The sequence below is a fragment of the Chitinophagaceae bacterium genome (assembly GCA_016717285.1).
GTDB lineage: Bacteria > Bacteroidota > Bacteroidia > Chitinophagales > UBA10324 > JACCZZ01.
Window position 1 is genome coordinate 2252235 of the sequence record JADKFU010000005.1, and the last position, 22248, is coordinate 2274482.

Genomic DNA, 22248 nt, shown 5'->3' on the forward strand with positions numbered 1-22248 from the left:
GCAACACAAATGATATTCACTTGAAGAAAGGTTCAAAGTCAGCTGCTTCATAGCCTTCCGGAAACTTATTATTGATTACCAGATGCGACATAACGAAGCCAACGCCATCCGAACACATTGCCGACCAGCCGTTACCTGCTGTAATATATAATCTATCGTGAATTTTTCCGATGTAAGGATTTTTATGCCGTTGTGTCCTCGGAAGAATACATCGTTTTGTTGTGCAGCCTTCTATTTTAAGATCTGGTATGATCGACTGCAATACCTTCAGCATTTTCAACTCAGAAGCTTTGCTGTCACCATTTCTGAACCACTGCTGAATTTCACTCAGGTCATTCCCAAAGAAAATATCGTGCGGTAGATTACAACCCATTTTCAAATAAAAATGTCCATCAGGATATTGAATGGGTTGCGTGGAATAAATCCCTTCCACCTCACCGTTATCAATTTCATAAAGCAATGAAGGCAATGTTACAAGCCGTGTTGCTTCTTCTTTACTGACACGCGCCAATAACACCGTTTCACTTTTAATTACTAAATCCAACTCCCGGCTTAACAGGTTCGAAAAGTTACTGAAAGCACCAGCAGCGAGCACCACTTTTGTAGCGTGATAAACATTTCCTTCATACGTACTGATTTCAACAAAATCATTTTTGAATGCAAGGCCATTCACTGTATCTCTGAAAATCGTTCCGCCATTTTGCTCAAATACTTTTAGTTGTGCTTTAATCAGCAATGGAGGACTGATATGACCTGAAGGTGAAGGCTCAAACATACCTTGCGATTTTTCCGGAAAGTGAAATTCAGGAAATGCTTTCGCCAGTTCTTTATTGGAATTATAAATGATTGCTTCGATGCTAAATTTTTCAGCACGCTCGCTTACCTTTTCCAAATATTCATCGCTTCCCAAAGGATTGACATACAAACAACCGGATTTTTTATGAAAATGAATTCCGCTTACTTTTTCCAGCCATGGATAATGTTTCACCGATGCAATATTCAACTCCGTCATTGCATCGGTCTGGCCGATTAATCGCTGCACTCTCCCACTATCATAATGGCTGGCGTAAACGACAGCATTGCTTACATCTTCCGGTTCATCAGGACCAATAATCGCGATGTTCTTCTGCGACAAACTCAAATGTTTGGCTATGGCGGAACCAATTAATCCTTTACCGATAATTAGTATATCGTGCAACATGAACTCAGTTTGGATTATTGAATGTGGTAAATAAATTTTGGATGAATAAATGTTTGAAATTAAACTTTGAAAAAAGGATAGTATTCATTCGCCCTTCATATGCTCGCAAACCCGGATCGTTCCCTGAGCCTTTCGAAGGTTTAAGCAAAAATCCGCAGCCATTTTAAAACACATGGCCGCTTATTCCTTCACAAACTTCAACGTTTGACTTCCTGATAAGGTAGTAAACCGCGCAACATAAATTCCTGCGGGAAAATTCGTAAAATCAAATGCCAGAGATTGTTCTCCCGCGATAACTTCACGCTCAGCGGTAAAAAATAATCTGCCGGAAATATCAAAAACAGAAATGGAGGCAACGCATTCAGCATTAGTTTCCAGTTCAAAATTTATTATGCCGCTCGTAGGATTTGGATGCATCTTTAAAGCGCTGACGATTTCAACAGGTTGTGAAATACGAAGCGGCAACGTAGTAAATGCTTTTATCGGCGACCAGTCCGAAGCAAAACCATTCTGGCAGTTGGCACGCAACTGATATTCATAGCTGGTAGCAGGATTAAGATTGCTCACTATCTTTCGCGGCTCTGCAGTAACTTTTGCTTTCCAATTAATCTTACCTTCTTTCCTGATCCGGATATCATACAGCATCGCATTACTGACATCCGGCCAAATTATTTTCACAGAATGATCAGTTATATTCTTCAGCTTTATTGCATTATCAGACACCGGTGCGCAAGGTCTCCAGTTATATTTTACTGCCCTGTATCCTACGAGTGATTTTGCATTGTTCAGTGCCAGTTCCCAAACCACTTGCTTATCAGGTGTAACTTCCCACATATTGGATTGGTCAGATGAATAGTCCCAGCCACCGCATATCAATGTGTTTCCGTTTAGCAGTCTGCGGGTGCTGCCCATGCCATAAAAATAAACATCAGTGTTAGCATAGGTCTGAGGATTATAATTCCAGATTAGCGTGGCTGTCTTATTCACCAAATCTAACGCATACTCTTTAGCGGAAGAATGGGGCGGCACATGACCATTTCCATTGTCCCATAAGGTAATGTTCCCATTGTCCAAACATCGCGCATCATGTTGAAAAGAAAATGGTTCGGGTTCATTGATGAATGTAAATTCATTCATCACTCCGCCGAGCCGCCAGATAAATTCACCTGTGTTGCGATCAATTTTATTCACCTGGTTAAGGTGGCGGTGAGAAGCAACAATATTTCCATCAACATCTATATCAATGGAATTGGTATGAATGGCATCTATAAATCCAAACGCAAGGTTCTGATTGGATTCCGTAACCACTATATGGTCGAGAGCACGCCACTCAAAAATTAAATTTTTGCTCTCATCAAATTCCTGAATAACAGATGTAGTTACGCTTGCGCTTTGAAAATAATCAGGGTCATACACTTGCATATTAACAATATGAGTTTCAGAAGCGGTCATGAAAGCATGGCCATCCGCATAAATCGTGAATTCATGCGGATCAATAGCGCGACCGTTAGCCGGATAGTAAGAATCAATCAATACATAATTTGAATCAAACACATCGAAACAGCTCATCGCATCATTAAAAACGGAGAGGTAACCGTTGGGATTGAGTTTAAAATCAAAACAGATGGATGCTTTGTCACTTGCATAGACAGAGTCTCCGTCCGTAGTGATAATATTGTATCCGTCGTAGAGCGCACTTCCGAAATTTCCATTCCAGGCATCATAAAATATATCACCGGGCGATGGATTTGAATTGTTTACAATAGTAAAGCTTCCGGATAATTGGCGCTCCGTTGGATTAAATGGATTCTTTTCAACTTTATTATAACTGAAGTCAATTGCATCGTCTAAAGGTCTTTCTTCCCTGCTCATCGCAGCAAGTTGCTGAAATTGTTTCTGCTCAGCCATTGTATACGCACGGTCTGTAATGAAACTAAAAGTAAAAGAGTCAATCAGGTATCCTTGTAAAGTTTTCAATCCCTGCATAATGGAGACGGTTACCTTTTCGTCAAAGCCAAAAGGTTTTGAAGGATATAACACAATTGTTTTCTGATCATCTGAAAAAGCGACCCGGAAATTGTGGTAACCGCTTTTAGTTCCTTCGAGAATAAATCGCTCCGCATTAATCGAAGAAGGATCGAGATAACTTCCTTCCCGAATGATAATCTGACTTTCGGGAGCATTAAGTGTTGATCCCGGCATGGGAGAAACATATTGATATTTTGCAAACGCTGATGTAGAGATCAGAAAAAAAAGAACCAGGAAGACTTTCATGAAGGAAATTTGATGCTGAAAAATTTATTGTTTTAAATGATTTATCATTTCATTGATTGCTTAAAGATGTTGCAAATTTTCTTCAATAACACATTACAGTTTCACTTGAGTGCATTAATAGGGTGAAAAGGAAAAAACCATCTGTTCTTTTGATCGATGGGTAAAGTGTTCAATGGCAAATCTATAAAGTAAAAGATAAGGGAACTGGTGGCTCATCAGAAACCATTACACTTTCGATACTCCGGCATCCTCCTATTCTCAAAAATATTTTACCTTGATCAGAATTGTTGCACATCGCACAATCAAGACAACCAATCCTTTCCTTTTAAAAAAGACATCTGCAAACAACCACTTTCAACCATTAGCATGCAACTGAAAAACATACTGACCACCTTGTTGATAGCATTTGGTTGCTGCTCCGTTTCCATAGCGCAACAGTCAACGGTGAGTGGAACAGTGAAAGACGCTGCAACACATGAAACATTAAATGGTGTAACCGTCAGTTTCGGAAACAACAATGGAACGGTTACTGATGAAGACGGGAAATACGATATCAGCATGGATGCAGGTGAATACACGATTGAGTTTTCTTACCTGGGTTACGAAAAGCAAAACCGTCATTTGAATTTAAAATCCGGCGCCCCTTTAACGCTGAATATTGAACTTAACCAGATCAGCAACGAACTGAATTTAGTGGTAGTTACGGCCAGCAAATATGAAAAAGACATCACTAAAGAAACAGTGTCAATGGAAGTGCTGAAGCCCGGATTTCTTACCAACTCTAATACGATTGATTTGGACGAAGCGATTCAGAAAGTTCCCGGAATGACTGTGATTGACAACCAGGCAAACGTGCGTGGTGGCAGTGGTTTCTCCTATGGCGCAGGAAGCCGCGTGCTGGTTTTGGTAGATGGAATTCCGGAGTTAACAGGCGATGCCGGTGATGTGAAATGGGAATTTCTTCCAATAGAAATTGTGGAACAGGTGGAAATTATTAAAGGTGCTTCTTCTGTGCTTTATGGCTCTTCCGCACTCAACGGTGTTATAAATCTGCGTACCCGTTATCCGACCGCTGAACCTGAAACACACATCACTGCTTTTCAGGGATTATATCAAAATCCTAAGGACAAAGGCAAAGTATGGTGGGGCAATCAGCAACCTTATTTCGGCGGCGGCAACTTTATGCACAGCCGAAAGTTCGGTCAGTTCGACCTGGTGTTGGGAGGCAATATCAACAATGATCAGAGTTTTCATGAAGGCCAATATAATCTCCGTGGCCGTGTGAATGCAAACACCCGTTACCGTTTCAAAAAAATTGACGGGCTTTCCACAGGACTAAACATCAATTACATGTACTATCATTCCGGCACCTATTTTTTATGGGCCGATGATACTACCGGCGCTTATCGCGCATTAGGTGGTTTGGATTCAGCAACTACTACAGTTTCCGAAGGAAAAAATACACGGATGACTATTGATCCTTTTGTTACCTACTTTTCAAAAAAAGGCGATCAGCATGATTTGAAGTTTCGTTATTTCTATACTAAAAACAATAACAACACAGATCAGGGATCAATTTCTAACTATTACTACGGCGAATACCAATATCATAAACATTTTACTTTCGACATGAACTTAGTGGCCGGCACATCTGCAAGTTATTCAGGCGTAAATGCCGAGTTGTATGGCGATCATTCTGCGACTAACACTGCGTTGTTTGCGCAATTGGATAAAACTTTCGGTAAGCTGATCGTTGTTGCCGGAGTGCGGTTTGAAACTTTTCGTGTGGACACTGCAAAGGGAAATTCAAATCCGGTATTTCGGGCCGGTTTGAATTATGAATTGTCGAAGACCACTTTTCTGCGCGCCTCTTTCGGTCAGGGTTATCGCTTCCCGTCTATTGCAGAAAAATTTGTGAATACTTCGGTCGGGGCATTAAAAGTATTTCCAAATCCTGATGTGCAGCCCGAACATGGTTGGAGCTCAGAGCTTGGCATCAAACAATCTTTCAAAATCAATAACTGGCTGGGATATTTAGACCTGGCCGGCTTCATGCAACGTTATTATAATCTGATCGAATTCAAATTTGGTTATTACCATCCAAATCCGGTTATGGGTGAATACGATTTGAATTATCTGGGTTTTGAATCGGTGAATATCGAAAATGCACGCATCACAGGTCTTGAATTTTCAATGGTGGGACAAGGATCATTTTTTGGTGTGAATACCAATGTGCTGGCAGGAATCACTTACATCAATCCGATTAACGTTGATCAGAAAATCTATGTTGACAGTGTTATCAGCAATGACCAGACACTCCTGCCGGAAACGATTGATTCTCTCGAACAAACCACGATTCTTAATTACCGTTTTAAAACCACGATAAAGTTCAACCTGGATCAATCGTATAAAAAATTCAGTTGGGGAATTGAAGCACGCTATAACAGTTTCATGATTAACATTGATCCATTTTTCGAAGGAAATGATCCGTTGATTCTTTACCTGTTTGGTGAGCCAGTCGAGTTTATTCCCGGCGTGAAATCATGGCGTGAAAACCATCACCATGGAGATTGCGTGGTGGACTTGCGGCTATCATACAATATCACCGATAAAATCAGAGTATCGTTTATCACTAAGAATTCCTTTAACCGTGAATACGCTATCCGTCCGGCATTGATGGAAGCTCCAAGGAGTTATACGGCACAGGTGACGGTGAGGATGTGAGTTTAATGGAGCTGGTCGTCTTATGCTTGTGGGATGAATTGTTAAATTGTTGAATTGTTGAATTGTTGAATTGCCAGGTGGTTAAATGGCCATATGGCTAAATGGCAACCATACAACCATTTAGCCATGTAGCCATTTAACTAATTTTGCAAACTTAGGACGAGGACATTAACTTTATAACATTTGCAACTATTTCTTTCTGCCGGCAGTTATCAGATCTTTGCAAGAATAATTAACTAACTACCAAACTCAAATACAATTTATGAATCATCAGGAATTGTTTGTAAAAATGGCACTCAGCGCATGGGAATCACACAATGAAAGGGTGAATAAATTATTGGAACAGCTTTCCGATGCACAACTTCACTTAGAAACCGCAGCCGGACGAAATACCGGTATTTATTTACTTGGCCATCTCACGGCAGTAAATGACGCTCTCTTACCATTGCTCGGTTTTGGTGAACGGATGTTTCCAGAACTGGATGTTGCCTTTATCAAGAATCCTGACAAATCAAATCAGCCCATGCCATCGCTGCCAATTCTGAAAGAGTGTTGGAAAAAGGTAAATGCAGAACTGACGGATCGCATGAAAGATTTATCCGCAGATGACTGGTTCACCAGGCATAATGCTGTATCTGAAGAAGATTTTATTAAGGAACCTCACCGGAATAAATTAAACATCATACTTAACAGAACCAATCATCAGAGTTATCATTTAGGACAGTTGATGTATCTCGTCAAAAAGTAATGATGATGAAAGCTTTGGAAAAGATTTGTGAGCGGATTGGTAAAGATGACTTATTGATTACGATTATCTTTATAAAATTCTCAACCTTATCCTTCATGAAAACATCGCTACTACTTCTTGTACTGCTTGCTTTATTGGCATCCAATACAATAGCCCAGTGTATTCCTGCCATACCTTCCAATGCTGTTGTTGTAAACACAACTCAAACAATCAATGGAGGATTTGACCCTGTGTGGGTTTGCAGTGGCGACACCTTATATTCTGATGGTGGCTTTCATACTATTTTTCTGGAATCCGGCGCTGTGATGTGGACTTCAGGTGGCATTGACACTATTTATGTAAAGAGTGGTGCTAAATTTTATATGAATGGAGGTATACACTTTATCTATTACGAGGTTGCGGCTGATCTTTTTATTGCCGGCGGTATTCCTACACAAAATGAATGTGTAGCCATTGCATTCGACTACAGCAATGCACCGGTTAACGGATGTGCATTGCTTTTGTCATCATTCTTCCAACCGAGCGATTCCTCTATATGCACAGGAGACTGTATCAGCTTTTCTAACCTGAGTACCAATGCAACCTCATGGGAATGGTTGTTTCCGGGTGCAACGCCATCAACAACCACCGATGAAAATCCACCATCTGTCTGTTACAATCAAACTGGATCTTACGACGTCACACTTATTGCTTCTAATGGCACCATAAGCGACACCTTAACATTAACCAACTTTATAACTGCAAGCCCTCCTACCATTCCGCCAATACTTTTTCAAAATGGAGATACGTTGTTTTCAACAGGAGGCTATCTAACTTATCAATGGTATTATGAAGGCACTATTATCACTGGTGCAACGGATTATTATTACGTTGCTTCGCAGAATGGAAATTACAGTGTGTCCGTAACGAGCAATAAAGGTTGCGGAGAAGCCACTGCAGAAATTACATTTATAGCCACGGATCTTGGTGCAGCAACACAGACAGCTATGAATTTTTTCATTTATCCGAATCCTGTCTCTGAAATCTATTCTGTAAGGATACTTGCAGCAAAACATGATAGCGCAGAAATCACCTTGCTCGATTGTGCCGGAAGCCTTGTCGGCCATTCACTATTCGTGGTGACAAAAGGAGAAAATAAATTCGAATTTGATGCAGCTAAACTTTTGCCTGGTGTTTACTTTCTGAATTGCTTCGTAAACAAGGAATCAAAAGTTAAAAAGCTGGTGGTGATACATTAAAATCCACCAAATATTGATCATGATCTCATTTTGAAAAAGAATTCATTCTCAGACTGTTAACGCAAACGACAAAATTTCTATTTCGCATCATGCAAACAATTACAGCACTACCCCACAAAAAATCTCCTATGGAAACAGTTGTTCTCATTCTCATCATCGGCATTTTTGCAGGTATCTTCAGTGGATTTATTGGTATCGGTGGCGGTTTAATTGTTGTTCCCTGCCTTGTTTATTTTCTTAGCATGGAACAACACGCCGCACAGGGAACTTCACTTGCCATGATGCTACCACCGATTGGTGCAATAGCAGTATACAATTATTACAAAGCAGGGCAGGTTGATTTCAAAGTCGCTGCTATCCTTTGTATTAGTTTTGTGATAGGTAGTTTTTTCGGAAGTAAAATCGCGATATCATTGTCAGCCGATCAGATCAAGAAAGCATTTGGGATCATCATTATACTGTTGGGTTTGAAAATGGTGTTTTGGAAGTGAGTGGAGTTGCAGGGTTTAATTGTTTAATTGTTGCGGCAAAGCCGAAGAATATTCTTTTAGCAAACCTAACTTTAGTAAGTTGTTCGCGATATATATCAACGATCATTCGGATTCTTTTTAAAATGTTCTTCCAAATCACTTAACTCAATACATTTGCACCGTAATCAATAAAAAGAAATGGCTAAGAAAATCATCTGCTGTTTAATTGCACTCACCAGCATGCTGAGTTGTGGAAAAAATGATGGCAATTGTCCTGATGTTACCACCACGGCGCCGGCTGCAGAAGTGGTCACACTCAAATCATATCTTGATGCTGCAGGTATCACAGCCACTGAAGATCCACGTGGTTTTTTTTACACGATTGTTGAACCAGGTGCCAGCGATAAGCCAAGTTCGTGTTCCGGAGTAACTGTAAATTATACAGGCACATTTACCAATGGAGTCACTTTTGATGAAGGCACCAATGCAACCTTTAATCTATCACAACTCATTATTGGCTGGCAGGAAGGTATTCCATTGATAGGTAATGGCGGCAGCATCACACTTTATCTTCCACCCAGTCTTGCTTATGGCAGCGCCGGGTCAGGTAGTATTCCTCCTAATTCAAACCTTATTTTTTCAATTATTCTGAAAGCCATTAACTGAAATAAAAACCGGTTCCCGATTAAAACCTTGTTTTACATTATTTTGATCGGGCATCAATTGAAATTGTCTATTAATCAAATGCATGATAACAACTAATTTTTCCACCTAAACACACTTACAACATATGGCCGCACTTCAGGGAACAAAAGAAAATCCATGGAAGTTGAAAACTCCATCGGGAACTTCCGGTTACGAAATGTATAAAGATGAGAAAGACGGAAAGGAAATCATTGTTTGTGTGGTTGGTAAAACTATTCTTCACTACGATTACCGCTGTCTCAATGATCTGCATGCGATGCTGAAAAAACATAATGACTGGATGCCATTAGGAAGCGCTGATGAACAGAAAACCGCGGCAGACGGAACGGTTGAAGCATGGGGACGTTCTCCAAAAAATCCTGTTGGTGGCTGGTATGGTTTGAAAAAAGGTTTGCGTGGCAGATTCGGCATGTACATCCCACCATTAATGGAATTGCTCGGACTTGCAGAAGTTGAGCACAATCCAAAAAATAACCGCATGAGATCAAAATGATTTCGATGAGAAAAATATTTCCGCTTACTTTATTCATACTATCAACCTTATTTTCAAAGGCACAACTTCCACATGTAAATTCAGGTACCATAAAACGATTGAATAACTTTCCTTCTAAGTTTGTGGATGCACGAAATGTGGATGTTTGGTTGCCGGAAAAATATGCTCCGAAAAAAAAGTATGCCGTGCTCTATATGCACGATGGTCAAATGCTCTTCGACTCCACCACTTCCTGGAATCATCAGGAATGGGGAGTGGATGAAACGCTCGGCAAACTGATGAAAGAAAAGAAAATCAGGAATTGCATTGTAGTTGGCATCTGGAACAATGGCGCACAACGACATGCGGAATACTTTCCGCAGAGAGCGTTGGACAGTCCAACAATAAAAAATTTCGCATATCTTAATCAAACATTCCCCAACGGACCATTGGCAGATAACTATCTTAAATTCATTGTCACAGAATTAAAACCTTATATCGACAGTACCTTTTCAACCAGACCCGAACAGGAAAATACTTTTATCGCAGGCTCGAGCATGGGCGGTTTGATTTCTATGTATGCCATCTGCGAATATCCGGAAGTGTTTCATGGTGCCGCCTGCTTATCAACACACTGGACAGGTATTTTCAGGGCAAATAATAATCCGGTTCCCGGCGCTATTGTAGATTATTTAAAAACACACCTGCCTTCGCCCGACAATCATAAATTATACTTTGACCATGGAACAAAAACACTTGACAGTTTATATGCTCCGTTCCAGGCAATGGCAGATGAAGTAATAAAAAATCATGGCTACACTTCAGCCAATTGGATTTCTAAAGAGTTTCCGGGCGAAGATCATTCTGAAAATGCATGGCGAAAAAGATTAGCAATACCTGCGGTGTTCTTATTGGGTAAAAAATAAGCCACCCTTTGCCCAATCATTCAATTTCAATGATGATGGTAAAGTGCTCATAAATCAGTTATGCTTTTTCCAGCAAAACGGCATATCCCTGTCCAACACCAATACACATCGTTGCCAATGCATAGCGCTTCTGCTGACGTTGCAATTCCAGCGCTGCTGTATATACAATCCTGGCGCCACTCATTCCCAACGGATGTCCCAATGAAATAGCTCCGCCATTAATATTTATACGGTTATCATCATCTTTCAAACCCAGCTCACGGATACAGGCGAGGCATTGAGCAGCAAAGGCTTCATTCATTTCAATCACGTCTATATCTTTTAATGTGATACCTGCTTTTGCAAGTGCATTCTTTGTGGCTTGCACAGGTCCGATTCCCATAATGCGCGGCTCCACTCCTACCACTGCACTGCTTATAATTTTTGCTTTCGGAATCAGTTTATATTTTTCTATTGCTGATGCTGATGCAATCAGGATGGCTGCGGCTCCATCATTCAATCCGGATGAATTGCCGGCCGTCACAGAGCCGTTTTCTGCTTTGAAAACCGGTTTTAATTTCGCTAATGCTTCTACCGTTGATGAAGGCTTCATGAATTCATCACTATTAAAAATGAAGGAATTTCCTTTGCGCTGCGGAATTTCAACCTCCATCAATTCATCATTCCATCTTCCATTTCGTTGAGCAGTAGCTGCTTTTTGTTGCGACCAGACGGCAAACTGATCCTGATCATGCCGGGAGATGTTGTATAATTCAGCCAGGTTTTCAGCCGTTACACCCATTGCATCGACTCCATATTGCACTTTCATTTTCGGATTAACAAAGCGCCAGCCGAAACTACTGTCAAACATTTCAGCATCGTTTCCAAATGGCTTGCTGGTTTTTGAAATCACCCATGGTCCACGCGACATATTCTCCACGCCGCCGGCAATAAAGATTTCACCATCACCACTTTTAATCGCGCGGTGTGCATGCACCACTGCACTCATGCCGGAAGCACACAACCTGTTTACTGTTTCTCCCGGAATAGTATAAGGTAATCCTGCAAGCAGTAAAGCCATACGGGCTACATTCCGGTTGTCTTCACCTGCCTGATTGGCACATCCGAATATCACATCATCAATTACTTCAGCAGGAATACTTTTAATTCTAACCATTAATTCCTTAATCACCATCGCGGCAAGATCATCTGTACGAATTACAGATAGTGCACCACCAAAATTTCCGATAGGTGTTCTTATGCCGTCAATAATATAAGTTGATTCCATTCCTGAATTTCTTAAAAATTTTCCTGGTACCCTGCCGCAAATCTACGAATAAGCATTTTGCATATGTTCCAATTCACATTTAGAAGACAAACCATTTCAACGGAAGTTTTTGCTTAGCCAAAGTTGACGCAGTGAAAATATATGGAAGCTGTATGCAATGGGTACTAAAATTCCCGGCAGGTAAATAAATGGAAAAGTTGCAACGATGGTATTTGCAGGTTCATTCATGAAATACCTGAACGGTGTTGGCATGGATAGCGCCGCAATCATCAAAATATTGAATAGCAAAAGCAATCCTAAAATATTATAGAATAATACAAATCTGACAGGCTGATTTTTCTTAACAAAACAAAAATAGCCTACCGGGAATGCAAGTAAACCGCTCAACACATCAAAATTTCTTCCTTCAAATGTCATCTGCACCGGAAGCAGTTGCTGAAAAAATGCCATCCACAAAACAAGCTCGACCGCTATTCTGAACGTTTGTATGAAAATCAACCAATGCGGCGGTGTAAGCTTTAAAAGCAATGTACCTTGCTTCGAAAAAGCAATCATCAACATGACAGGCAAAGGAAGGAGCACCGCAAGTAACGGACGTGGAGGCAATACAGAAAAATCAGTAAAGAATCCATTCCATGAAAGCAGGCCAAGCAATAATATCCACAGATCAACAACCAATAAACTCATCAGGAAATATTTTCTTTGCCTGCTTTTCTCCATTCCCGATCTTTTTAGTACGGCATGAAGTCCTGAAAAAATTACAGCGAGACAACCAAGAGTTAAAAACAACATTAACCAGGAGGGAAAGGGGACCTGCGAAGCCATTGATGAACAGATTATGTGCACTGTGAAAATAACTTCTTCTTGAAAATATTTTCCGAATGTCGGATGATCGATCAGCATAACTCCATGATTTGTTTCCAGACAGACTTCATGCTCTTCCTGCACTCAAGTTAACCCAACCTTCCAATTATAAACTATTTTTACCAGTGAAATAATCTGCATGCGCATTGACATCATCACATTGTTGCCGGAATTGCTGAAGGGGCCATTTGAACATTCGATACTCAAGAGAGCAAGCGATAAACGACTATTGGAAGTGGAGTTGCACAACCTTCGCGACTATACTCCATTCAAACATAAACAGGTTGACGATTATCAGTATGGTGGCGGCGCAGGAATGGTGCTGATGATAGAACCTGTTGTTCGCTGCCTTGATCATCTTAAATCAGCGCGTAATTACGATGAAGTGATTTACATGTCGCCTGATGGTTTACTTTTCAACCAGCAAATGGCTAATCGCTTGTCGCTGCATGAAAATCTTATCATTCTTTGTGGCCATTATAAGGGCATTGATCAGCGTATCCGTGATCATTTAATTACGAAAGAAATTTCAATAGGTGATTATGTTTTAAGTGGAGGAGAATTGGCTGCCGCAGTGGTGGTGGATGCCATTGGAAGACTGATACCCGGCGTGTTGAATGATGAATCATCCGCACTCTTCGATTCTTTTCAGGATAACCTGCTTGCACCACCCGTTTATACACGCCCTGAGGAATACAATAATTGGAAGGTTCCTGACATTCTCCTATCAGGAAACCAAAAAAAAATCGATGATTGGCGGCATGAACTCGCGTTGGAAAGAACACGCGTAAGAAGGCCTGATTTGTTATGATGAACCTACTATCGATGATATTCAGCCTTCAGTTTTTTATACTGTCTTCATTTCATAACTTTGCACCCTAAATTTTTACTTACAGTGAATAAGCTTTCTTTTCTTGCTCTTGTTTTTGCCGTAGCATTTTTTGGTTGCCAGCAATCAGGCAATAAAAAAACTGATGAAAAAGTGGATGGTAACCTGGTTCAGAACCCGGCCACCATTTCCGGCGACACCACCAATCAAAAGGTTGCCGAAATAGTATTCGAAACCACGGAGCATGACTTCGGGAAAATAAAGGAAGGTGATAAAGTAACTTATGACTTCAGGTTTACCAATACCGGCGATGTCCCCCTATTGATTTCTGCGGTCAAAGCTTCCTGCGGTTGCACTACACCGGAATGGCCCAAAGAACTCATACAGCCTGGAGCATCTGATAAAATAAAGGTGCAATACAATAGTAAAGGACGTGAAGGTGAGTTCAATAAAGGCATTGTTATTACTGCCAATACATATCCTAACACGCAGACCATTAAAATTTCCGGCGTTGTTTTCAAATAACTCAATTCCTACAACGTCTTTTATTCATTAATAATAGCAACAAGTTTGCGCAACCATTAAACAGTTAAACAATTTTAAGAAATGACCCTACTCAACATCTTCCTCATGACCACTCCTTCCGGCTCCAGCAGCGGAGCAGGCTATATGAATTTAGTATTGCTCGTTGGAGTTTTTGCAGTAATGTATTTTTTTATGATCCGCCCGCAGTCTAAGAAAGCAAAAGACCAGCGCACTTTCCTGGAGAACCTGCAGAAAGGAGATAAAATAATTACCGTAGCCGGAATCCATGGCAGAATTTCAAAAGTGAATGAAAGCGGAACGCTCGAAGTGGAAATTGATACCAATACCAAAGTGGTGATGGAGCGTAGTGGTATCTCCATGGAATATACCAAGACACTGCAATCACCCGCAACAGCACAGAAATAATTTTTTGAAGGGTGCTGAACAGCTCAATAAATTCCGGCTGGATTCAGGCAACTGAGTGCTTTACTTTTTCTATTGAAAACAGTTTTCACAGATGTTAAAAATCGGTATCACAGGCGGTATTGGCACCGGCAAAACTACTGTATGCCACATTTTTGAAACGCTGGGCATCCCTGTTTTCTATGCCGATGATGAATCGAAGAAAATGCTGGAGGAAGATGAGGAAATAGCGCATTCAATCAAAAATGTTTTTGGTGAAGATATTTACCACGAAAAGAAGTTAGATAAAAAAGCATTAGCAGCAATCGTTTTTAACAATCCTGAAAAACTAGCCGCGTTAAACTCAATTACCCATCCTGCTGTCTTCCGGAAATTTGAATCCTGGGCTACTCAACAGAAAAATGTCCCGTATATAATCAAAGAAGCAGCGCTTATTTTTGAAGCAGGTGCTGATGCATTTTTGGATGCAGTAATTGTTGTTGCATCACCGGAATGGCTTCGAATTGAACGTGTTTCACAACGTGATCATAGCAACGAATCAGCAATTCGTTCGCGCATGAAAAATCAATGGCCTGAAGAAAAAAAAATAAAACGTGCAAGATTCATCATTCACAATGATGAAGAACAATTGATTATTCCGCAGGTGTTGTCTATCCACAGAGAATTATTGAATCAATAATGCAATACGTAGAGACGCCATGCCTGGCGTCTTTCAATGAATGCAATATTGCGACAGCACAAACAGTGATGAGGTTTTTTAGATCATTGAAATCAAAATTTGACAATTTTGATTGGAGACGCCATGCTTCGCGTCTCTACATGAATAGGTATATTTGTCAACCTCCAATTTTAATCTTATGAAAAAATCTTTGTGGCTCTTTCTGATGGTTTGTGCTTCCTCCTGCACTTCCAATCCTGAAAAGGATAAAACCGCCGTTCCGGTGGTTGCTTTTCTTGATGCCTTCCAGGATGAAACCATTGATCAGGCAAAACAAGGATTTTTTGCTGCACTGAATAAAAACGGTTTCAGCGAAGACAGCGGAACGATCAAAGTGATTTACAGAAATGCACAAGGTGATATTCCTGCTCTTACACAATCTGTAGATTATTTCATTTCCGAAAAAGTAAACCTCATTGCTACCAATGCAACGCTGGCAACCATTACTGCAGCGCAAAAAACCAAAAACATTCCGGTATGTATGATGGTGGCTCCTGCTCCAAAAATGGCCGGACTTACTGATAGCGCCGGCAAGGCTCCGGAAAATTTATTCGGTGTCTATGAAACACTTGCCTATATTGATACTTCTGTCAGCGTAATCAAACAGGTTTTACCCAATGCTAAAACTATCGGAACAGTGTTTAACCAGGCGGAGCCTCAATCGCAGGCTGCGCTGCAAGAAATCACCAATCAGTGCAAGCTGCTTGGATTGACATTGATCGCTTTACCCGTAAACAATTCCTCCGAAACACAATTAGTGTTAAGTTCCCTGCTCAATAAAAATATTGATGCCTTTTTTGCAATGCCTGACAATACTATTTTCGCATCGTTTGAAATCATCGCCAAAAGCTGCGACGATAAAAATATTCCCATCTTCACTTCGGAAGCAGGACTTGTAAAGCGTGGTGCAGTGGCTGCTTATGGTGCAGATATTTATCAGTGGGGATACCAGGCAGGTGAACAGGCATCCCAATTTTTAAAGCAAGGGAATCTTAATAACCTTCACCCTGAATTATTGAAAGTGAGAAAGAGAATTTACAATCCTGCAGTTGCCCAACAATTCAACATCACTTTCACGTCACCTTTTGAGCCATTGCAGTAAATGGACTTTTATCTCTCCGCCCTCCTGCTTGGACTCGCTTATTGTGGAATGGGCCTGGGCATTTACATCACGCTTCGTATTTTCAATATTCCGGATATCACCACCGATGGCAGTTATACTTTAGGTGCTGCTATAACAGCCGCCTTGCTTACGCAACATATTGCATTGCCTTTCATTCTTCTGCTTACGATTGCGTCAGGCGCGATGGCAGGATTTGCAACCGGAATGATCCATACACGCTTAAAAATCAATCCGCTACTCGCCGGTATTTTGGTGATGACAGCTTTGTATTCAGTCAATTTATCAGTGATGGGACGATCGAATATTCCTTTAATAAATACTACAAACGTCATTCAATACTTCCATTGGTCAACGAATGAACAATACAACTGGCTTGCGGTGATGACACTGTTCGCGATTTGTTTATGGCTGCTGATTTCCTGGTTGCTGAGAACTGATTTCGGATTAGCTATGCGTGCGACTGGCAACAGCGAAACAATGATTCGTGCATTAGGCGTAAATACACCAAACATGAAAGTAATTGGACTCATGATTGCGAATGCACTCACAGCACTCAGCGGATTTCTGGTGTGTCAGTTTCAGCAGTTCTCTGATATCAATATGGGCATCGGTATTGTAATTTTTGGATTGGGAGCCGTAATGATGGGTGAATCACTACTCGGATTCCTCAATGTGCAATCCATTCCTGTTCGTTTGATCGGTGTAATAGCCGGTTGTGTTCTTTTCAGAATTATCATCGGACTTGCACTTACGCTGGGCATCAATCCGAACTGGTTGAAATTAGTGACCGCCGTGATAGTTTTAATCGTTGTTGGGTTGCCAAATTTAAAAACCAAAAAAAGCAGTTGAATTGCATAACAGCAAAAACAAAGCAATCAAATGCATTGAATAAAAAAAGAAATGCTCCAACTCAATCACGTTACAAAACATTTCAACAAAAGCACTCCGAACGAAGTGCCGGCACTTGACGATTGTACATTACAGGTTAAGGATGGCGAATTTGTTGTCATTATCGGATCAAATGGCTCCGGAAAATCCACTTTGCTCAACCTTATTGCAGGCACCTATTTTCCTGATAAGGGAACTATTTTCATTGATGAAAAGAATGTTACCTCGCAAAGAGATTTTAAACGGAGTAAATATATTGCGCGTGTATTTCAGGATCCGATGGCAGGCACAGCACCAGACCTTACTATTATCGATAACTTTCGACTCGCAGCATTACGTACCCAATCTAAAACATTCAAAACCGGTGTTAATGCTGCATTCAAATCAAAAGTGCAGGAGCGATTATCCATTCTAAATCTTGGACTTGAAAACAAGCTGGAAACCATGGTGGGAAAACTTTCAGGCGGTCAAAGACAAGCTTTAACTTTATTGATGTCTGTTATAGATCATTCAAAAATATTGCTGCTCGATGAACCTACAGCGGCTCTGGATCCTAAATCATCAGAAAAGATCATGCTCATTGCGGACAAAGTGATTCATGAATTGCAACTTAGTGCCATCCTCGTAACCCATAATATGCAGCATGCTGTTAAATACGGTAACCGTTTAATCATGATGCAACAGGGAAAAATTATTCAGGATATTTTTTCCGACCAGAAGATTACATTGAATGTAAATAATTTGTATGCGTGGTTTGATAATCCTGTGATGGTATAATATTCATCACAAACTTATTTCAGACAAGCACCCTTCATAGAATACCAGGGATGTATTTCAACCATCAATCTCCCTGACTTTACCGCAGGATCTTCTTCGGCCAGCTTCTTAGCTTCTTCCAGATTAGCCGTATTATAAACGCAAATTCCACGAATGTCACCATCTTCCATCAGTGGTCCTGCTAAATCCATTTTCCCTGATGCCGCCATTTTATTTAAGTGCGCCATATGACCTTCCTGAATCGCAGCAGCCGTTGTAGAATCCTGTGAACGGTTAGTTCCCTTCTTCAGGAATACGAGATAATATGTTTTCATTTCACCGGTCGCAGCAGGATTTTGTTGACAAAAAGCACTAGTCGAAAACAAACAAAGTGATATAAGCAATAGCAGTTCTTTCATGGTATTACCCGGAAGTTTTGAGATTAATAAAAAAAATTAAAAGTCAGGTTATAAAAAAACACCGCTTGCTTTAAACGCAATCACGCGTTCTGTTTTGGTGGAATCAATGTATGCATATCCTTTTGCCATCGCATGTCTTCCTGAAATATTTTTTGGAGTATTGAACTGCCGGTCCCAATCGACAAAGACATCATTGCCTTTTTCATTTTTCAAGTTTAACCAGCAGCCTTCTGCCTGGCACGATTCCGTAATTTGGCCTGTTATCACCGCTTCAACCTTTGCCTGGCCTTCCATTTTCCCAACCAAATCAGCGACCGTGATCACTTGCGTGGTGTCAAAAGTCTGACCATAGAACTTTGGTTCAATAGGTACATTGTTGCAGGAAGCAATCACTGCGAAAGAAAAAACGATGGCAAGAATTTTCATAAGCGGATAATCTGGCGTCAAAAATAAACGATTCGATGGGTTTAACAATTTACAAGTTGCAATTGATGGGTATGAGCAGGCGACTCAATGACAAATGACCAATTACTAATTGACTGAAGACTGTAAGACTATAAGACTGTAAGACTGTAAGACTATAAGACTATAAGACTGACGAATCACTACTTACTACTCACTACTCACTACTCACTACTCACTACTCATTCCCAATCAATTTTCGTTGCTTTGCAGCCATACAGTATTCACCTTTAAAACTTCAGCATGTCGCAACATAAAGAAAGCCACTGGTACGCATTCACGCATGCAAAATGTCCGCATTGTCACCATGGTGATATGTTCGTGAACAAAAATCCGTATGCGTTGAATGATATCTCCAACATGCCGGAAAAATGTCCTGTCTGCGGCATTTCCTTTTTTCCTGAAACAGGTTTTTACTGGGGTTCTATGTATATGTCGTACGTAATTACCGTGGTATTTTCGGCAATAAGTGTTGTTGTGTTGGGATTGCTTTCCGACTGGAATTTAACCGTGCTAGTTGTAGGAAATGCTGTGTTGCTGGTGGTGGGCTTTCCAATATTCTTTCGATATTCCCGGGTAGTGTGGTTGCAATTAAACATGCCCTTCAATAAGGAGCTTTTCCTGAAATATAAACAGGAAGACACACGATAACGTTGGTTGTTTTGAGCAACTTTGGCAGGGATCGAATCAGATAACTAATATAGAGGCTGTAAGACAGCCCTGCCAAAGTTTAGTGGATACAAGATTTATTTCACCAAAGCAATTTCCAGCACCTGCATCATATCATCTACATAATGAAAAGTAATGCCTTTGATGAATTCAGGATTGATCTCTGAAATATCCTTTTCATTCATCTTGCAGAGCATGATCTCCTTCATTCCTGCTCGCTTGGCAGCCAGTATTTTTTCTTTAATACCACCTACAGGCAACACTTTTCCACGCAAGGTTATTTCACCGGTCATTGCAAGATATTTCTTCACTTTTCTTCCGCTGTAGGCAGATGCAATCGCGCTCAACATCGTAACACCTGCTGAAGGTCCGTCTTTAGGAATCGCTCCTTCCGGTACATGAATATGAATGTCTTTCTTATCGAAATCTTCTTGCCGGATGCCTATTTTTTCAGCATGCGATTTAATATATGTAAGTGCTGTTGATGCAGATTCCTTCATTACATCACCAAGATTTCCTGTCAGCTTCAGATTGCCTTTGCCTTTACTCAAGGCTGTTTCTACATACAGAATTTCACCGCCGACATAGGTCCATGCCAAACCAATAGCAACACCAGGCGGATTTTCTTCCTGGTACATTTCGGCATCAAATCGTTTGATGCCGAGGATGCGTTTTATATCTTCCACCGTTAATTCCGCATTTCTCTTTTCACCCAATGCAACATCTTTTGCAACAGATCGCATTACACCGGCAAGTTTGCGATCGAGTTCACGCACGCCGGATTCACGGGTGTAATCTTCAATGATCTTTTGAATAACGGGTTTTGAAAAATGCACATGCTTGTTCTTCAATCCGTGTGCTTCTAACTGCTTCGGAATCAAATGACGTTCTGCTATTTCAATTTTCTCTTCCACACTGTAGCCACTGATGTCAATGATTTCCATTCTGTCGCGCAAAGCAGGCTGAATGGTTTGCAAAGAATTCGCGGTAGCGATGAATAAAACTTTTGAGAGGTCGTATTCAATCTCTACATACTGATCGTAAAAAGAATTATTCTGTTCAGGATCTAAAACTTCCAACAATGCGGAAGACGGATCGCCTCGGAAGTCTGCGCCTACTTTATCAATTTCATCCAGCACAAAAACAGGATTGGAGGTTTGTGCTTTTTTTAAAGATTGAATGATGCGGCCGGGCATTGCACCGATATATGTTTTGCGATGACCACGAATCTCCGCTTCATCATGTAATCCGCCCAATGACATACGCACATATTTGCGGTTCAATGCTTTCCCGATTGATTTGCCCAGAGAAGTTTTACCAACTCCCGGAGGACCGACAAAGCAAAGTATAGGAGATTTAAGATCGCCTTTCAGTTTTAATACAGCAAGATATTCAAGGATACGATCCTTTACTTTTTCCAATCCATAGTGATCCTGTTCAAGAATTTTTTTCGCACGCCTTAAATCAAATTTATCTTTTGTGAAAACATTCCACGGAAGATCAAGGAGCAATTCCACATAATTCAAAATCACGGAATGTTCAGCCGCGGCAGGATTCATCCGTTGCAGTTTACCCACCTCCTTTTCAAAATGATCAGCAACAGGTTTCGCCCATTTCTTTTTAGCGGCACGATCACGCAGGTTCTGAATTTCTTTCTCGATAGAATCAGAGCTTCCTAATTCTTCCTGAATTGTTTTTAACTGCTGTTGCAGGAAATAATCCTTCTGCTGTTTCTCAATATCTGATCGTACTTTACTCTGAATTTTATTCTTTAGCTCCAGCACTTGAATTTCTGATTCTAACTGCACCAGCACAGCCTGCGCCCGTTCTTTGAGATCGCTCAACTCAAGCACTTTCTGCTTTTCTTTCAATTCAATAGAAAGATTGTTTGCGATAAAGTTGATGAGGAAAGATGGAGAATCGATATTGCGAAGCATGATGCTGGCTTCCGTAGGAATATTAGGAGACAGCTTGATGATGTTTCCCGCCATTTCCTTCAGCGAAGAAACCATCGCCTCAAACTGTTTATCATCCGGATAAGGAATATCATTCAACACATCAATAGATGCTTTGAAATAAGGATCAGCAGAAACGAATTCGCGGATAGAGAACCTGATTTTTCCCTGAATGATTGCCGTAGTGCTGCCATCAGGCATCTTCAGCATTTTCAGAATCTTGGCCATCGTTCCCACTTTGTGAAGATCCTTGAACTCAGGCTCTTCCATATTCGCATCCACCTGGGCAATAACACCGATAAAGCGATCTGCTGCATAAGCATCTCTTACGGCTTTAATCGATTTATCGCGACCAACGGTGATGGGTATTACAACACCGGGAAACAAAACGGTATTGCGCAATGGAAGCACAGGAATAACATCTGCAAATACATCCTTCTTTCCGTCTCCCTCCTCTTCCAATGTAATCAAAGGCATAAACTCAATGTCTTCTTCCATACCCTGCATATCAAATCTCAGGTTCAAGTCATTCATAATTTTCATTTAGTTTTCAGCAATTGTTAGGTTCAATTATCAGCGCTCAGTTGCAAAG

General features: G+C 40.8%; 22 protein-coding genes. 15 read left to right on the top strand and 7 right to left on the bottom strand.

From position 1 onward, the window contains the following. Positions 1 to 16: 16 nt before the first annotated feature. Entirely contained in the window at positions 17 to 1201 is a 1185-nt protein-coding gene (locus IPO83_18860) for an FAD-binding oxidoreductase (protein MBK9733318.1), read from the bottom strand. 180 nt (positions 1202 to 1381) lie between these two features. Continuing rightward, complete coding sequence (locus tag IPO83_18865; protein MBK9733319.1) at positions 1382 to 3475, bottom strand: aryl-sulfate sulfotransferase; 2094 nt, start codon at positions 3473 to 3475, stop codon at positions 1382 to 1384. 366 nt (positions 3476 to 3841) lie between these two features. Here IPO83_18865 and IPO83_18870 point away from each other — a divergent pair, with 366 nt between their 5' ends. The 7 genes from IPO83_18870 (at position 3842) to IPO83_18900 (ending at position 10758) form a co-directional block, all read left to right on the top strand. Then, positions 3842 to 6199, top strand: coding sequence for a TonB-dependent receptor (locus IPO83_18870; protein ID MBK9733320.1), 2358 nt, complete (start codon positions 3842 to 3844; stop codon positions 6197 to 6199). A 262-nt stretch (positions 6200 to 6461) separates the two neighbouring features. Continuing rightward, a complete protein-coding gene (locus IPO83_18875; protein ID MBK9733321.1) occupies positions 6462 to 6947 on the top strand; it encodes a DinB family protein in 486 nt (161 codons plus the stop codon). Between the two features lie 95 nt (positions 6948 to 7042). Further along, positions 7043 to 8185, top strand: coding sequence for a T9SS type A sorting domain-containing protein (locus tag IPO83_18880; GenBank protein MBK9733322.1), 1143 nt, complete (start codon positions 7043 to 7045; stop codon positions 8183 to 8185). Positions 8186 to 8313: 128 nt separating this feature from the next. Continuing rightward, entirely contained in the window at positions 8314 to 8676 is a 363-nt protein-coding gene (locus IPO83_18885) for a sulfite exporter TauE/SafE family protein (protein MBK9733323.1), read from the top strand. 177 nt (positions 8677 to 8853) lie between these two features. Continuing rightward, the gene (locus tag IPO83_18890; GenBank protein MBK9733324.1) at positions 8854 to 9321 is read left to right on the top strand and encodes an FKBP-type peptidyl-prolyl cis-trans isomerase; all 468 of its coding nucleotides are present in this window, start codon (positions 8854 to 8856) and stop codon (positions 9319 to 9321) included. A gap of 124 nt (positions 9322 to 9445) precedes the next feature. Next, a complete protein-coding gene (locus IPO83_18895; GenBank protein ID MBK9733325.1) occupies positions 9446 to 9853 on the top strand; it encodes a hypothetical protein in 408 nt (135 codons plus the stop codon). A 5-nt stretch (positions 9854 to 9858) separates the two neighbouring features. Further along, on the top strand, positions 9859 to 10758 hold the full coding sequence (locus tag IPO83_18900; protein MBK9733326.1) for an alpha/beta hydrolase: 900 nt from the start codon (positions 9859 to 9861) through the stop codon (positions 10756 to 10758). A 58-nt stretch (positions 10759 to 10816) separates the two neighbouring features. Here the strand turns inward: IPO83_18900 and pcaF are convergent, their stop codons facing one another. Beyond that, on the bottom strand, positions 10817 to 12025 hold the full coding sequence (gene pcaF, locus IPO83_18905; protein MBK9733327.1) for a 3-oxoadipyl-CoA thiolase: 1209 nt from the start codon (positions 12023 to 12025) through the stop codon (positions 10817 to 10819). 96 nt (positions 12026 to 12121) lie between these two features. Further along, positions 12122 to 12745, bottom strand: a complete 624-nt coding sequence (locus IPO83_18910; GenBank protein ID MBK9733328.1) for a hypothetical protein — start codon at positions 12743 to 12745, stop codon at positions 12122 to 12124. 283 nt (positions 12746 to 13028) lie between these two features. Here IPO83_18910 and trmD point away from each other — a divergent pair, with 283 nt between their 5' ends. The 7 genes from trmD (at position 13029) to IPO83_18945 (ending at position 18172) form a co-directional block, all read left to right on the top strand. Further along, entirely contained in the window at positions 13029 to 13700 is a 672-nt protein-coding gene (gene trmD / locus IPO83_18915) for a tRNA (guanosine(37)-N1)-methyltransferase TrmD (GenBank protein MBK9733329.1), read from the top strand. An 84-nt stretch (positions 13701 to 13784) separates the two neighbouring features. Next, entirely contained in the window at positions 13785 to 14243 is a 459-nt protein-coding gene (locus IPO83_18920) for a DUF1573 domain-containing protein (protein MBK9733330.1), read from the top strand. A 105-nt stretch (positions 14244 to 14348) separates the two neighbouring features. Then, the gene (gene yajC / locus IPO83_18925) at positions 14349 to 14669 is read left to right on the top strand and encodes a preprotein translocase subunit YajC (GenBank protein ID MBK9733331.1); all 321 of its coding nucleotides are present in this window, start codon (positions 14349 to 14351) and stop codon (positions 14667 to 14669) included. Positions 14670 to 14760: 91 nt separating this feature from the next. Then, the gene (locus tag IPO83_18930) at positions 14761 to 15345 is read left to right on the top strand and encodes a dephospho-CoA kinase (GenBank protein ID MBK9733332.1); all 585 of its coding nucleotides are present in this window, start codon (positions 14761 to 14763) and stop codon (positions 15343 to 15345) included. Positions 15346 to 15523: 178 nt separating this feature from the next. Further along, a complete protein-coding gene (locus IPO83_18935; protein ID MBK9733333.1) occupies positions 15524 to 16486 on the top strand; it encodes an ABC transporter substrate-binding protein in 963 nt (320 codons plus the stop codon). Further along, a complete protein-coding gene (locus IPO83_18940; GenBank protein MBK9733334.1) occupies positions 16487 to 17356 on the top strand; it encodes an ABC transporter permease in 870 nt (289 codons plus the stop codon). It abuts the gene before it with no gap. Positions 17357 to 17407: 51 nt separating this feature from the next. Further along, a complete protein-coding gene (locus IPO83_18945; GenBank protein MBK9733335.1) occupies positions 17408 to 18172 on the top strand; it encodes an ATP-binding cassette domain-containing protein in 765 nt (254 codons plus the stop codon). 14 nt (positions 18173 to 18186) lie between these two features. Here IPO83_18945 and IPO83_18950 read toward each other — a convergent pair whose 3' ends face one another. Both IPO83_18950 and IPO83_18955 read right to left on the bottom strand, forming a co-directional pair. Next, entirely contained in the window at positions 18187 to 18570 is a 384-nt protein-coding gene (locus tag IPO83_18950; protein ID MBK9733336.1) for a hypothetical protein, read from the bottom strand. Between the two features lie 48 nt (positions 18571 to 18618). Beyond that, the gene (locus IPO83_18955) at positions 18619 to 18996 is read right to left on the bottom strand and encodes a DUF4920 domain-containing protein (protein ID MBK9733337.1); all 378 of its coding nucleotides are present in this window, start codon (positions 18994 to 18996) and stop codon (positions 18619 to 18621) included. 279 nt (positions 18997 to 19275) lie between these two features. On the opposite strand from IPO83_18955, the gene IPO83_18960 reads away from it, so the two are divergent. Continuing rightward, positions 19276 to 19683 (top strand): DUF983 domain-containing protein, encoded by a 408-nt coding sequence (locus tag IPO83_18960; GenBank protein MBK9733338.1) that lies wholly within the window; start codon positions 19276 to 19278, stop codon positions 19681 to 19683. Between the two features lie 95 nt (positions 19684 to 19778). Here IPO83_18960 and lon read toward each other — a convergent pair whose 3' ends face one another. Continuing rightward, on the bottom strand, positions 19779 to 22190 hold the full coding sequence (gene lon, locus IPO83_18965; protein MBK9733339.1) for an endopeptidase La: 2412 nt from the start codon (positions 22188 to 22190) through the stop codon (positions 19779 to 19781). Between the last annotated feature and the right edge of the window lie 58 nt (positions 22191 to 22248).